Raw genomic sequence first — 14,908 nt, 5'->3', positions numbered from 1 at the left:
GGTGTGCTTGCGGGCAAGAGAACACCCCAGATCACTTGGGTTTCCTGGCAACCCGCAACGACTTGGCCTTGGCTTCCACCAGCAGGTACATCACCAGGGCAATCAATAGCGGCAGGATGAAATAAATTGCCCGATAGGCCAGCAGTCCCGCCACCAGGCTGCCCCGCGAAACCTCGTGTTGCAGCAACGCCACGAACACTGCCTCCAGCACGCCGAGCCCGGCCGGGATGTGAGTGATGACCCCGGCGATGGCGCTGATCAACAGCACGCCCAATACCAGTGGATAGTCCAGTTTGCTCGGCAGCAAGGTGAAAATCACCGCCGCCATCAGCGACCAGTTCAGGGCACCGAGCGCCAGTTGCAGCACCGCCATGCGCAGCGACGGCAAGTCAATTTCCACGCCGCGAATCGCCCACTCCCGACGCTTGGCAAACCGGCACGCCGCCAGGTATCCGGCGCTCAGCAGCAACAGCAAAACCCCTACGCCTTGCAGCGCGCTACTGCTGAGCTTCCAGCCCGGCGGCATGCGCACCAGCCCGCTGCTGAACACGGCACCGGCAATCACCATGTACCCAAACCAGTTGGTCGCAAGGCTCAGGCCGAGGATTTTCGCGATGTTGCTTTTGCTGACCCCTAGCCGCGAATACAGCCGGTATCGCATGGCGATGCCGCCGACCCAGGCGCTGAGGTTCAGGTTGAAGGCGTAGCTGATGATCCCCACGGGCAGAATCTGCTTCCATGTCAGGTTCTGGCGGATGTAGGTGCGGCCGATCAGGTCGAAGCAGGCGTACACCAGAAAACTCACCAGGGTCAGCCCCGACGCAATGATCAGCGTGCGCACCTTGAAATCGGCCAGGTTATCGAACACTTCGCTCCATTCGAGGCGCTGGGCGAGCATCGTGAACAGCACGATCAGCATCAGGAAAAACAGCATCGTCAGCGGTCGTTTCCAGCGGCTCCAGTGCGACTTGCCAGGGCTTTTGGCGTGAGTTGCCGTGTTGGACTCAGCGCGGTTCATGGTCAGCGCTACCGGTCGGAGGGGGGAAGGGTTTCAGGCGAGGTTTATGCGCCGGCAACCAACCGGCCCATGCCGGGAAATGCCGCAGGAAGTGAAACACCAGAAAACCGATGGTCATGTGCCAGACACGCCCGCGTGGCGCGATGTCGTGAGACATGATTTTGCAATGGTTGTCGCTGAGGTCTTCCAGGCGATCGAACAGATGACGATTGAAACCACGGTCGCGGATCAGCACGTTGGCTTCCAGGTTCATCGACAGGCTCAACGGGTCGAGGTTGCTCGAGCCTACGGTGCTCCAGTCTTCATCCACCAGCGCGACCTTGCCGTGCAGTGGGCGGTCGCAATATTCGTAGATCTTCACCCCGGATTTGAGCAGGTAGTCATAGGTCATGCGCGCCGCGAGCCTGGCCACCCGCATGTCTGGCTGGCCCTGCAGGATCAGCCGCACATCCACGCCTCGGCGAGCCGCATTGCGGATCTCGCGCAGCAAGCGGAACCCGGGAAAGAAGTAGGCGTTGGCGATCACCACCCGGCGCTGCGCCTGGCGCAATACCTGGCGGTAAACCTCCTCGATGTCGGTCTGGTGTTCCCCGTTGTCGCGGTACACCAGCCGCACCTGGCCATCGTGATCACTGAAGGCCAGTTCCGAGCGCCGCTGCCGACGGCGGTGCCACCAGTATTTGGCGTGCGCCGGGCGACCGCATTGCAGCAGGGCAAAGTGATGGATATCGGCCACGGCCGGGCCTTGCACTTCTACGGAGTAATCCTGTTTGGCCTCGGGGCCGAAGTCGGCCAGATGATCGGCGGAAAAGTTGATCCCGCCGACGAACGCGACGGTGCCATCCACCACCACGATCTTGCGGTGCAGGCGCCGGAACCAGTTGGTGCGGATGCCCAGGCGTTTCGGTGCCGGGTCGAATATTTGCAGGTGCACGCCGGCGGCGGTCAGGGCGGTGAGGAACCCGGTACTCAGTTCGCCACAGCCAAAGCCGTCGAGGCTGACGGTGGTGCGCACGCCGCGTTGAGCGGCTTCGATCAGGATCTGTTGCAACTCATTGCCGACCTTGTCCTCGAACAGAATGAAGGTTTCCAGCAGGATTTCACTTTGCGCCCGGCGCAGGGCTTCAAACACCCGGGGAAAATACGCCTCGCCGTTTTCCAGCAACTCGACCCGATTGCTGCCTTGCCAGCCGTATTCGACATCGACCGCTGTCGGCTCGCGGGTCGGCGGAGCGGGGATGTGTTCCTGCGTGGTTTTTTCCATCGACTGGCTGCTCATAGCTCGATCTCCACCGACAGCGGGACGTGGTCGGAAAGGTGCGACCAGGGCCGGGAGGTCAGCACTCGCGGGTGGCTGGCCTTGAGGTTGCGCACGTAGATGCGGTCCAGGCGCAACGCCGGCAAGCGCGCGGGGAAACTGCGCGCCGGTTTGCCATGGTGCGCGGCGAAGACTTCGCGCAAACCGCTGGGCGTGAGCAATGCATCGGCGCGCTGGCGCCAATCGTTGAAGTCCCCGGCGACAATCACCGGGGCGTCGCCGGGCAGGGCGTCCAGGCGCTGGGCGAGCAGTTTCAGTTGTGCGGTGCGATGGGTTTCGCGCAGCCCAAGGTGCACGCAAATCGCATGCACTTCCTGGCCATCGCCGGGCAAGCGCAACACGCAATGCAGAATTCCGCGGTTCTCGTGGCCGCTGATGGACACGTCGAGGTTGTCGTGGCGGATGATCTGGAACTTCGACAACAGCGCATTGCCGTGATCGCCCGCTGGATACACCGCATTGCGGCCATAGGCGAACTGCGGCCACAGGCTGTCGGCGAGGAATTCGTATTGCGGCATCGTCGGCCAGTTGGTGTAGTGCCTGGGATGCTGCTCGTGGGTACCGTGGACTTCCTGCAAAAACACCACATCGGCAGACACGCTGCGCACCGCTTCACGCAGTTCCGGCAGGATGAAACGCCGGTTCAGCGCGGTGAAACCTTTGTGGGTGTTGACCGTCAGCACCGTGAAACGACAAGTGACGGACGAACCCTGTACCCGCATCTCGGTTGCGTTCGAGTGTGCGGGAATATCGGTGTGATTCGCTGTCATGTCGTCTCCCGCCTGACGGCTCCTGTCTTTGGATGACTCTGGGGCGGTGGCGAAAGTTTCGATGGGGCTACGGACGGTACATTTTCTGCAGAGCACCACCGAGCAACTGTGGGAGCAGGCTCGCTCCCACAGGGTTTATCAGTGGCCCGTGATAATGCGGGCAGAACCCTCAGCGTGTTCGGCATAGACCGGGCCGAGGCGATCAAGGCGTCCATTCCACGCGGTCAATGCCAGCGCCACCATCACCACCAGACCGCCGATCCACGCGGTGTGAATCAAGCCCATGTGGGCGACGATCAGGCCACCGCCCCAGGCGCCACCGGCAATGCCGAGGTTGAACGCCGCGATGTTCAGGCCGGATGCCACATCCACCGCCTGCGGGGCGTGATGCTCAGCCTGACGCACCACATACACCTGCAACCCTGGCACATTGCCGAATGCCACGGCGCCCCAGAACAGCACGGTGGCCAGCGCCAGCCACGGATTGCCGGCGGTGAAAGTCAGCACGAACAACACGGCGGCGAGCAGGGCAAAGATGATTTTCAGGGCGCTGATCGGGCCGCGCTTGTCCGCCAGTTTGCCGCCCCAGATGTTGCCGACGGCCACGGAGATGCCGTAGACCAGCAACACCAGGCTGACGGTGCCGGCGCTGAAGCCGGAGAGGTCCTGAAGAATCGGCGCGAGGAAGGTAAAGGCAATGAACGAGCCGCCGTAGCCGACGGCCGTCATGGCATACACCAGCAACAGGCGCGGTTGCTTGAGCACCTGCAATTGCTGCAACAACGATGCGGGTTTGCTGTGTGCGATATTTTTCGGCACGTAGAGCAGGCTGCCGATGAAGGCGATCACGCCCAGGGTCGAAACGGCGAGGAAGGTTTCACGCCAGCCGAAATGCTGGCCGATGAATGTCCCCAGCGGCACGCCAGTGACCAGCGCCACGGTCAGGCCGGTGAACATGATGGCAATCGCGCTGGCGGCTTTTTCCTTCGGCACTAGACTGGTGGCGATGGTCGAGCCGATCGAGAAAAACACCCCGTGGGCCAGGCCGGTGACGATTCGTGCGAGGATCAACGACTCGTAGCTCGGTGCTTGCCACGCCAGCAGATTGCCGAGGGTGAACAGCACCATCAGCGACAACAGCAGCAACTTGCGCGGAACCTTGCCGGTGAGGGCGGTCAGCACCGGGGCGCCGACGGCAACGCCAAGGGCATACAGGCTGACCAGCAGGCCGGCGGATGGCAGACTGACGCCGAGGTCGGTGCCGATGGTGGGTAACAGGCCAACGATGACGAACTCGGTCGTCCCGATGGCAAAGGCGCTGAGGGTCAGCGCGAGCAGGGCAATGGGCATGGCTGCAACTCCGGTGCAATGATGTGATGGAGCGCAGTGTCGGGATTTGGCTCGTTCAGAAAAATACAGGGATGGACATTTGATATTTGCCTTGGGCGCAAAGATCGCGAGCGCGGGTGTTAGTCTGTGGCGAGGGAGCTATATCCGAACTTGCCCGGCATTTCTCGATCAGTTCCATACAGACACAGCCAAAGGAGCGGGTGCTTTGATCAGGCTCAAGACCGCGATACTGCTGGGAGCGTTGCTGTTTGTGGGCAGCGAGCAACTGGAAGCCGCCGCGATACCGGGGCTGCCGGCCACCGCGACCGCCGCGACGCCGCCGGCCCACCCCGAACCGCTGGTGCAAGGCGGATTACTGGGGGCCATCAGTTCAAGCATCGACGAGGTCCAGACCAAACTCGATCTCAATGAAAACCTCGTCGACGTCTGGCGCCTGCGTGCCGACCGCGCGGCTGATGAGGTGGATCAGTTGGTCAATCAGCCTTCGGCCCGTTCGCCCTGGAGCGTCGCCGGCGATTTCCTGCTGCTGACCTGCGTGTGGGCGGTGGTGTTTGCCTGTCTATGGCTGCTTGGACGGATGGCCGCCCGGCGCCTGTGCGAGCATCGTCTGCTGCTCAGTCGTGAACGGGGCCAGGCTTTGCTCGGCTACGTGCTGCCCTACACCCTTGCGGCGGTGATCAGTCTGCCGTTGACGATTTATGCCAGTCACTTTTTGCCGATATCGGCGGGACGGGCGCTGGCGCTGTGTCTGACTTATGCCGCCAGCGCGGGGATATTTGCCGCGTCATTGGTGCTGTCGCTGGTAGTGGTGTTCAATACCGGGCACAAGCGGCGGGCGGTGCAGATCATCCGCGAGAAGAGTCCACGACCTTTGTTCGTTATCGGCTTTCTGGTGGCATTGAGCGATGCCCTGACCAGCCCGCAGATCGCTCATCAACTGGGCAACAATCTCACCAGCAGCATCGCCGTGTTCACCGGGTTGGCAGCGTCGATGTCCTTCGGCTTGCTGGTGATCCGCATGCGCCGCCCGGTCGCCCAGGTGATCCGCATCCTGCCGCTGGCCCAGCGCCTCAGGCAGCCGGCATTGCGTGAAACCCTGCGGATATTTTCCGGGCTCTGGTATTGGCCGATTCTGTTGATGGTACTGGTTTCGATCATCAACCTGATCGGCGCCGGGGCCGACAACCAGAGAGTGCTGCGCAGCGCCTTGTTCACCACGGTGTTGCTGATTGCCACTGTGTTCCTCAGCACCACGCTGCATCATCTGTTCAAGGCGCGCAGCGAAGCGGACCTGCGCCGCAGCAGCGCCTACAAGGAACGCTTTCTCAATTTGTCCCACGCCTTGCTGCGTATCGGCATGGCTATCGTGTTCATCGATATTCTCGGGCGGATCTGGGGCGTGTCGCTGTTCGAATTCGCGGTTAGCAATGCCGTGGGCCGGGCGATCAGTGATTCCCTGGGCCACATCGGTCTGATCCTGCTGGTGACCTGGATGGTCTGGGTGTTGCTCGACACGGCGATTCAGGAAGCCCTGAAACCACCGACCAACAAGCGCTCGGCGCGCCAGCCGAGTACGCGGGTTAAAACCATCCTGCCGCTGTTGCGCAACGCGATCAAAATCATCCTGGTGGTGATTTGCGCGATCACCACCATGGCCAACCTGGGGATCAACGTCGCGCCGTTCCTGGCCGGTGCCGGGGTCATCGGCCTGGCGATCGGTTTCGGTTCCCAGCAACTGGTACAGGACGTGATCACCGGGCTGTTCATCATCATCGAAGACACCCTGTCCATCGGTGACTGGGTGGTGCTCGATTCCGGTCACGCAGGCACCGTCGAAGGCCTGACCATCCGCACCTTGCGCCTGCGCGACGGCAAGGGCTTCGTGCACTCGGTGCCGTTCGGGCAGATCAAGGCCGTGACCAACCAATCGCGGCAATTCGCCTATGCGTTTTTCTCGGTGCAATTCACCTACGACACCGATGTCGACAAGGCCATCGAACTGATCCGCGAGGCCGGGCATTCCATCAGCAACGACCCGTTCCTGCGCTACAACCTGCAAGGGCCGCTGGATGTGTTTGGCGTCGACAAGATGGACCTCAACGGTGTGGTGCTGACCGCGCAATTCCGCACGGTGTCCGGTGGTCAATACGCGGTGAGCCGGGCCTTCAACCAGCGTTTGAAAAAGCTTGTGGATAACTGCCCGTGGGTGAACTTCGCGCAGACTTATCCACAGCAGGCGCTGGTGCCGCGGCATCCGGTCGAAGCGCCGCCGGAGATCGAGCCAGAGCATGCTGCTGTGTTGATGCCGGATCGGCCGCGGTCTCAGTAGAAGGTTTTGTCCTGAGGTTCTTTGTTGGCTGTGATGGCCTCTTCGCGGGCAAGCCCGCTCCCACAGGGTTTTGTGTTGGAACACCAATCTGCGTCCGAACATAGATCCAATGTGGGAGCGGGCTTGCTCGCGAAGGCGCCAGACCAGACAACCTCAATGCCGGATCAGTTTGTTGCGCACCTCGGCACCACTGTGCTGATCCAGCTCTCCCCAGAACTGCTGCTTGCCCGCGATCTCGGCAGCAACCGGCAAACCATCGCGATACACCAGCCGATTGCTCGCCAGTGCCGGGACTTTCGCGCCGGGCAATAGCGTGCCGGCGAGGTTCAGCGGATCGACCCCGCACACCGCGACCAGGCTGCCGTCATGGGGGCGACGCCGCACCTCCCGCAGCAATGGAATCGCCTCGGGCAGGGCGAATTGCTCGCCCGCCAGGCCACTGACGAACCGCCCGCCGCGAATCTCGCCGCGTGCCTCCAGGCGATGGAAAGTGCGCAGCAGTTCGCGCCAGCTCGGCAGCCAGTCCGCCTCACGTTCCAGCAAGCGCCAGAACACCACGCCATAGCGGCGCAGCAAGGTCATGGCGATGTGTTCAAGGGTTTCGGCAGGCGTCCGCTGGTTTTGTACCACCGGCGCGGCAGGTGCGCGTCGCAACAGGGCCCAGCGTCCGGCGTCGTCCATGCCGCCGATGAATGCCCCGCGTCCACGCCGACCGTTGCGCGGCTGGCGCTTGCTGGCCGGGGTGATCAGTGCGCGCAATCCGGCAAAGCTATCGGCATTCACCAGCCCGGCGCCCACCAGTTCCTGCAGGGCGATTTCCAGCTCCGAACGCAGCAGGTGGGCCTCATGGATCAGCTCATCGAAAAACAGCGCGCCATGCTGGCTGAGGGCGGCGTGGACCTTTTGCGTTTTCGGCGACAGTTCGCTGACCGGCGTTTGTTCGGTCAAGCCGCTCCAGAGGCCGACCCGGTTGCGCGGCAGCAACACAATCGGCGTGCTGCGCAGCGCGGTGCTGGCGCTTTTGTTGTGCGCAGTCAGGCGCGTCCACACTAGTTTGCCGCTGCGGCACAGCTCATCGAGCCAGGTTGCCGAGTAGTCCTTGATCCGTGCTGGCAGGATGTCGCTGTCCCAGGCTGAAGCGGCGGCGGGGTAGCCTTCGAATTGCGCAATAACGGCCGGCAAAACTGCCGCGCCCTGGCCCTGGCTTGCGCTCGACACATGCTGCCAGTCGAACAAAAATCGCATGAAATCCTGCAACGCCACCGGTTCGATTTCCCGGCGCAGGCGCTTGACCGTATAGCGGTGAATCCGCGCCAGCAAATGCCGCTCGCACCATTCTTCCTGGGCGGTGCCCGGAGTGAAGCGACCGCGCAGCACGTAGCCTTCGCGTTCCAGTTGCGCCAGGGCCTGGTTGACCTGTGCAGCGGGCAAGCCGAGTGGTTCGGCAATGCGATTGAGCGCTAGCGGCCCGAAGGCACTGAGCCGCGCGCGGATCAGTTCGAGGATGGCGTCGTCGGGTTCCCAGACCTCGTCGAAGTCCGGCAGCGCTTGCAGCGATGGCGTCAATTCGGCCTGTGGATAAATTGCCCGCAGGCAGGTCAGGCGCTCCAGTGCCAGCCACAGCGATTGCCCGGCATTGATCTGCAAACGGCTCGCGCGTCCGCAGTCGGCCAGGGTCGTGAGCCAGTCGAGCCACTGTGGATTAGCGCCGGCCTCGGCGTCGGTGATGCACGCCAGGCTCATCAAGGCCTCGTGCATTTCGTCGACACCGGAGGGCGCCGGCCAGGCTTCGTCGCACACGGCGGCAATCGCCTCGGCGTCCAGCGCACCGAGGTCGTCGGTGGATTGCGGGTCGCTCCAGCGCCGATTGAGCACCGCTTGGGTGCGGCGCTCCTCCAGCGGCGCATCGTCGAGAAAGGTATAGGGCCGGGCGCTGAGAATCTCCGCCGCCAGTGGCGAAGGCGCCGGCAAGTCGCGGCTGATCAGGCGAATGTCGCCGCGTTCCATGCGCCGCAACAGTGCCAGCCAACCTTCACTGTCCATGGCGTCGTGCAGGCAATCGTCGAGGGTCTGTTCCACCAGAGGATGGTCGGGAATCTCCCGTTCGCCGGCGAGGTTTTCCACGCAGGCGATTTGATCGGGAAACACGCTGGCGATCAGGTCTTCGCTTTTCATCCGCTGGATCTGCGGCGGGACTTTGCGCCCGCCGCTGTAGCGCGGCAGCGCCAGGGCCACGCCGGCATTCCAGCGCCAACGCACGCCGAACAGCGGCGCGTCGAGCACGGCTTGAGTCAGGATGTGTTCGGCGCTGTTGCTGTGCAGGTAGCGCCAGACGTCGTCCAGTTCAAAACTGTGGCTGGTGGACAGCGACAGCACGATGGCGTCTTCGCTGGCGGCGGCCTGCAATTCGAAGTTGAAGGTGCGACAGAAACGCTTGCGCAGGGCCAGGCCCCAGGCGCGGTTAATGCGGCTGCCGAACGGCGTGTGAATGACCAGTTGCGTGCCGCCGGACTCGTCGAAAAAACGCTCCATCAGCAGCGTGTCTTGGGATGGCAGGGCACCCAGCGTTTGCCGCGCGCGGGCCAGGTAGTCCACCAGTTGTTCGGCGCTGGCGAGGTTCAGGCCCAGTGTTCCGGTCAGCCAGTCGAGCGCTGTCTGCAAGTTGCCTGGCGCAGCCCCCAGCAGGTCGTCGAGTTGTGCCTGCAAGCGCGCCACCGCCGAGGACAATTCGGCGCTGCGCCCCGGTGCTTCACCGAGCCAGAACGGAATGGTCGGCGGCTGGCCCTGGGCATCCTCGACCCGGACCTTGCCGGTTTCCACCCGCAGGATCCGATAGGACGTGTTGCCTAACTGGAAGATATCCCCGGCAATGCTTTCCACGGCGAAGTCTTCGTTGATGCTGCCGATGTTCAGCCCTTGAGGCTCCAGCATTACGCTGTAGTCGGCGTTGTCCGGAATGGTCCCGCCACTGGTCACCGCCGTCAGTTTCGCGCCCCGGCGGCCGCGCAGGGTGCGGCTCACGGCGTCGCGGTGCAGATAGGCGCTACGGATGCCCTGTCGGCCGTTGTAACCCTCTGCGAGCATGTGCAGCAGCGCCTGATAGTGTTTGTCGTCGAGTGCGGCGTAGGGCGAGGCGCGGCGCAGCATTTCCAGCAGCGCTTGCTCCGACCATTCCTGACAACTGACCTCGGCGATGATCTGCTGCGCCAGCACGTCCAGCGGCGCTTGCGGGATCAGCAAGGTATCGAGTTCGCCCCGGCGCACGCAGTCGAGCAGCGCGGCGCATTCGATCAGGTCGTCGCGGGTGGTGGCAAACAATCGGCCCTTGGGCGTGCCGCCGACCTGGTGCCCGGAACGGCCGACCCGTTGCAGAAACCCGGCAATCGAACGCGGCGAGGCGACCTGGCACACCAGGTCGACGTCGCCGATGTCGATGCCCAGCTCCAGCGACGCCGTGGCGATCAGCACTTGCAGGTCGCCGCGCTTGAGACGCTGCTCGGCGTCCAGGCGAAATTCCTTGGCAAGGCTGCCGTGGTGGGCTGCCACGGCGTCCTTGCCCAGCCGTTCGCTGAGGTGCCGGCTCAGACGTTCGGCCAGGCGCCGGGTGTTGACGAAAATCAGCGTGGTCCGGTGTTCCCGGGCGAGGGCGGCGAGGCGGTCGTACACCAGTTCCCAGACATCGTTGGCCATCACGGCCGATAGCGGCACGGGCGGCACTTCGATGTCCAGGTCGCGGGGGCGGGCGTGGCCGATGTCGACGATCTCGCACGGGCGGTCGCGACCGACCAGGAAGCGCGAGACGGCTTCGATGGGCTTTTGCGTGGCCGACAGACCGATGCGCAGCAGCGGCTCCGGGCAGAGTGCTTGCAGGCGTTCAAGGCTCAGGGCCAGATGGCTGCCGCGTTTGCTGGCGGCCATGGCGTGGATCTCGTCGACGATTACCGTTTGTGTGGTGCCGAGCATCTGCCGGCCGGAATCGGAGCCGAGCAGCACATACAGGGATTCCGGCGTGGTCACCAGAATGTGCGGCGCTGTTTTGCGCATCGCCGAACGATCTTTTTGCGGCGTATCGCCAGTGCGCACGGCGGTGCTGATCTGCAATTGCGGCAGGCCCATCACGCGCAATTGCTCGGTAATGCCGGCCAGCGGGTTTTGCAGGTTGATCTGGATGTCGTTGGACAGCGCCTTGAGCGGCGAGACGTAAACCACCAGGGTGGCGTCGGGCAAGCCTTCGGGGCTTTCCAGGCCACGGTGCACCAGGTCGTCGATGACGGCGAGAAAGGCGGTGAGGGTCTTGCCGGAACCGGTGGGCGCGGCGACCAGGGTCGAACGGCGCTGGCGGATCAACGGCCACGCCCGGGCCTGGGCGGCGGTGACCGCCGGGAACGTGTGGCTGAACCAGGCGCTGACGGCAGGGTGGAAGCCGCTCAGGGCACTGTCTGCGGGGATGGGCAGGTTCATGCAGCAATTTATGCGGGTGGGGGGCGCAAGATGCAAGTCTCGCTGGCTGGCCGGTAAACCTGTGGCAGCACTGCAAAACTCAGGCATCTACACTTTACGGGTGACGGTTGCGCACTAAACCCGCAAAATGCAACGATTCCGGCAATTATCAACGACATCGCCTGGGCGCGGTGTCGATAACGCCATTGTTTCAATCAGACTGGGCCTGCTGACTCTATGCGAATGCGCCTTATGTTACTGGGCGGCGGAAATGCCCTTGGGCAGGCGCTGATTCGCCTCGGTGCGGAGGAAGACATCGGTTTCCTCGCCCCCCGCCCGCCGCAAGACGGCTGGGATGCCGCGAGCCTGACACAACTGCTCGACGACACCCGTCCCGATGCATTGATCAACCTTGCCTACTACTTCGACTGGTTTCAGGCCGAGGCAGTGAGCGAATCGCGCCTGGCCGGCCAGGAACGCGCGATCGAGCGTCTGGCCGAACTGTGCCAGCACCACAACATCGTCCTGCTGCAACCTTCCAGTTATCGCGTGTTCGACGGCTCCCGCGCCACCGCCTACAGCGAAAAAGACGAACCGGTGCCCTTGGGCCTGCGGGGTCAGGCGTTGTGGCGGATCGAGCAAAGCGTGCGCGCCACCTGCCCGCAACACGTGCTGCTGCGTTTCGGCTGGCTGCTGGATGACAGCCCGGATGGCGCCCTTGGCCGCTTCCTCGCCCGTGCCGAACAACCCGAAGAGCTGCTGATGGCCGACGACCGACGGGGCAATCCGACGCCGGTCGATGATGCCGCCCGCGTCATCATTTCAGTGCTCAAGCAACTCGATTGCGCCGCGCCGCTGTGGGGCACCTACCACTACGCCGGGCATGAGGCGACCACGCCGCTGGCGCTGGGGCAGGCGATTCTGACCGAAGCCCGCAGCCTGCATCCGCTGGCCATCGAAGCCCCGACCGCCCAGGCCCACGCCGCGCGTCCGGATGCTGCCGAAGAACCGCAACACGCGGTACTGGCCTGCAAGAAAATTCTGCACACCTTCGGGATCAAGCCACGCGCCTGGCGTGCGGCGCTTCCCGGTCTACTGGACAGGTTCTATCGCCATGGCTGACGGCCCCGTTTTGATCACCGGTGGTGCCGGTTTCATTGGTTCACACCTGACTGACGCGCTGCTTGCCAAGGGCCATGCGGTGCGGATTCTCGATGACCTGTCCACCGGCAAGCGCAGCAATCTGCCGCTGGACAATCCCAGGGTCGAACTGATCGTCGGCGACGTGGCCGATGCGGCTTTGGTTGCCCAGGCGATGGCCGGATGCAGCGCCGTGGCGCACCTCGCGGCCGTGGCTTCGGTGCAGGCCTCGGTGGACGATCCGGTACGCACGCACCAGAGCAACTTCATCGGCACGCTGAACGTCTGCGAAGCCATGCGCCAGAGCGGGGTCAAACGCGTGCTGTTTGCCTCCAGTGCGGCGGTGTATGGCAACAATGGCGAAGGTGAGTCGATCGACGAAGACACACCCAAGGCGCCTCTGACGCCTTACGCGGTGGACAAACTGGCCAGCGAGCAATACTTCGACTTCTACCGCCGCCAGCATGCGCTGGAACCGGTGATTTTCCGCTTCTTCAACATCTTCGGTCCGCGCCAGGATCCGTCCTCGCCGTACTCCGGGGTGATCAGCATTTTCAGCGAGCGCGCACTGAAGGGCTTGCCGATCACGGTGTTCGGCGACGGTGAGCAGACTCGGGATTTTGTCTACGTCGAAGACCTGGTCGACCTCCTGGTGCAGGCCATCGAGAAGCCCCGGGTTGAAGCCGGTGCGGTCAACGTTGGCTGGAACCAGGCGACGACCCTCAAGCAAATGCTCGAAGCGCTCGAAGCCGTGGTCGGCAAGCTGCCACCGGTGAGCTACGGCCCGGCGCGTTCCGGTGACATCCGTCATTCCCGGGCGAACAACCGGCGCCTGTTGGAACGCTTCAGTACCACGGAGCAGACTCCGATGCGTGTGGGGCTGGCGCGGTTGCTGGGGCGTTAGATCGCTGCCCTGCGGACATGAAAAAGGCGCCTTTTTACAGGCGCCTTTTTCACGGCCGGAATTTACTTACAGCTTGTGCAATTCCTGTGGCGAGGGAGCTTGTCGGATCGCCGCATCGTCCCGTTCGACTGCGAAGCAGTCGCCGTCAGTATTTAGTCTGTTCGCCACCAAGCCTCATTCACCACCACGTGAACGTTCTTTAGAACTTGTAACCCAGACCCACCATGTAGATGAACGGGTCTACATCGACGTCCACACGTGCCCGGGTACCTGGGGCAATCGAGTTGTTCTCGACGGTGGCGCGGGTATCGATGTCGATGTAGCGCACCTGGGCGTTGATCATGATGTTGTCGGTCAGCATGTAGTCAGCACCGACCTGCCACGCCAGGCCCCAGGAGTTTTCCGCCTTGAAGTTGCTGAAACCGGCGGACTGCGCCTGGCTGCCAACGTGTTCGTCGTAGATATACGTGTAGTTGATGCCGCCGCCGACGTACGGCTGGAAGGCCGACTTCGGATCCAGCGGGTAGTACACCAGGCTCAAGGTCGGTGGCAGGTGCTTGAGGGTGCCGAGTTTGCCGTTGGCCGCGCTCAGGGCCGTACCCTTGAGTTTCACGTCATGCTCGAACGGTGTGGCCGCCAGCAGCTCGATACCCAGGTGGTTGGTGAGCATGTAGGCGAAGTTCAAGCCCAGTTGCGTGTCGCTGCTCAGTGTCGCCTTGCCACCCAGGTCGGCACCCGCCAGCGGGCCTTGATCAACCTTGACGCTGGAGCTGTCGGCTTCCGGGTTGACGGTGATTGCACCGGCGCGAAGGAGAATGTCGCCGGCCTCGAAGGCGTGGGCGAGCGGGGCTGCGAGCGCGAGGGCAACCAGCGAAGCGCTGAGCATGGACTTGTTCATGGGGGCTCCAAAGGACGTTAAAAATGTTCGATGTCCAATGGTAAGCCGGCTAACTATTCGGTCTTTTGATGCAGCTCAATGAAAGTGGGAAGGGGTTGGATTTTGTGGTGATTTTGAAGGCCTCATCGCGAGCAGGCTCGCTCCCACAGGTGGAACGCATTCCAATGTGGGAGCGAGCCTGCTCGCGAAGAGGGACTGACAGACAGCACAAAACCACCGGACTCACTCCGGCAATTCATACAGGTAAATCTTGTCCGCCTCCATCTGATACCCGGCATCCGCCAACTCGCTGGTGGACGCCTTGACCTGCAGCGCGCCTTCGATCCAGTAAGGCTGATACAACTCGTCGAGCTTCACGCCGACTTCGCTCTTGACGTGCACGATCTGGTTCGACGGTGGTGGTGGCACATGGATGCAGGCGCCGAAATACGGCACCAGCAGAAACTCCGTGGTGCGGCCTTCCTCGCTCACTTCCAGCGGCACGATGTAGCCAGGCAAGCGAATGTTCTGGCCATCGAGGGTCTTGACCACCGGTGCGTTGGGCATGTCCTGTTTGGCTGCTGGCGCCGACTCTGCCGAGAGCGTGCTGCTCATCTGCGACAGATCGTGCAGCGGCGTCATGTTCGGCACTTCTTTCGGCGCGTCGGGCGGGATCATCTCCGACCAGGTCAGGTCTTTTGGCTGGGCCGCCCACAGGGGCAGGGCGACCAACATCAACAGCGCAAGTACAGCGCGGGGCAT

10 protein-coding genes are annotated in these 14,908 nt (G+C 63.1%); 3 read left to right on the top strand and 7 right to left on the bottom strand.

The features are described 5' to 3' along the window. Positions 1-31: 31 nt before the first annotated feature. From AC3IP0_RS25340 to AC3IP0_RS25325, 4 genes are all read right to left on the bottom strand, one after another. Positions 32-1,018 (bottom strand): lysylphosphatidylglycerol synthase domain-containing protein, encoded by a 987-nt coding sequence (locus AC3IP0_RS25340; RefSeq protein WP_489317401.1) that lies wholly within the window; start codon positions 1,016-1,018, stop codon positions 32-34. Continuing rightward, on the bottom strand, positions 1,005-2,297 hold the full coding sequence (gene clsB / locus AC3IP0_RS25335) for a cardiolipin synthase ClsB (RefSeq protein WP_489317400.1): 1,293 nt from the start codon (positions 2,295-2,297) through the stop codon (positions 1,005-1,007). Before clsB ends, AC3IP0_RS25340 begins: the two co-directional genes overlap by 14 nt. Further along, the gene (locus AC3IP0_RS25330) at positions 2,294-3,058 is read right to left on the bottom strand and encodes an endonuclease/exonuclease/phosphatase family protein (protein ID WP_489319824.1); all 765 of its coding nucleotides are present in this window, start codon (positions 3,056-3,058) and stop codon (positions 2,294-2,296) included. The genes clsB and AC3IP0_RS25330 overlap by 4 nt, the downstream gene beginning before the upstream one ends. Before the next feature lie 186 nt (positions 3,059-3,244). Further along, entirely contained in the window at positions 3,245-4,456 is a 1,212-nt protein-coding gene (locus AC3IP0_RS25325) for an MFS transporter (RefSeq protein WP_489317399.1), read from the bottom strand. A 205-nt stretch (positions 4,457-4,661) separates the two neighbouring features. Here AC3IP0_RS25325 and AC3IP0_RS25320 point away from each other — a divergent pair, with 205 nt between their 5' ends. Further along, entirely contained in the window at positions 4,662-6,785 is a 2,124-nt protein-coding gene (locus tag AC3IP0_RS25320) for a mechanosensitive ion channel family protein (protein WP_489317398.1), read from the top strand. Between the two features lie 153 nt (positions 6,786-6,938). Here the strand turns inward: AC3IP0_RS25320 and AC3IP0_RS25315 are convergent, their stop codons facing one another. Further along, positions 6,939-11,246, bottom strand: a complete 4,308-nt coding sequence (locus AC3IP0_RS25315) for a DEAD/DEAH box helicase (RefSeq protein ID WP_489326167.1) — start codon at positions 11,244-11,246, stop codon at positions 6,939-6,941. Positions 11,247-11,462: 216 nt separating this feature from the next. Here AC3IP0_RS25315 and AC3IP0_RS25310 point away from each other — a divergent pair, with 216 nt between their 5' ends. Then, positions 11,463-12,347 (top strand): sugar nucleotide-binding protein, encoded by an 885-nt coding sequence (locus AC3IP0_RS25310; RefSeq protein ID WP_046041630.1) that lies wholly within the window; start codon positions 11,463-11,465, stop codon positions 12,345-12,347. Next, positions 12,340-13,269: an NAD-dependent epimerase/dehydratase family protein gene (locus AC3IP0_RS25305; protein ID WP_489317396.1), complete on the top strand. Its 930-nt coding sequence runs from the start codon at positions 12,340-12,342 to the stop codon at positions 13,267-13,269. The genes AC3IP0_RS25310 and AC3IP0_RS25305 overlap by 8 nt, the downstream gene beginning before the upstream one ends. Before the next feature lie 199 nt (positions 13,270-13,468). Here AC3IP0_RS25305 and AC3IP0_RS25300 read toward each other — a convergent pair whose 3' ends face one another. Together AC3IP0_RS25300 and AC3IP0_RS25295 are read right to left on the bottom strand one after the other, a co-directional pair. Beyond that, positions 13,469-14,167 carry an OmpW/AlkL family protein gene (locus AC3IP0_RS25300; protein WP_489317395.1) on the bottom strand — a complete coding sequence of 233 codons (699 nt, stop codon included), beginning with the start codon at positions 14,165-14,167 and terminating at the stop codon, positions 13,469-13,471. A 222-nt stretch (positions 14,168-14,389) separates the two neighbouring features. Further along, positions 14,390-14,908 carry a DUF3299 domain-containing protein gene (locus AC3IP0_RS25295; protein WP_090451674.1) on the bottom strand — a complete coding sequence of 173 codons (519 nt, stop codon included), beginning with the start codon at positions 14,906-14,908 and terminating at the stop codon, positions 14,390-14,392.

It is taken from the genome of Pseudomonas sp. GL_103 (assembly GCF_057835175.1).
This window is presented reverse-complemented; position numbering and strand designations above follow the sequence as displayed.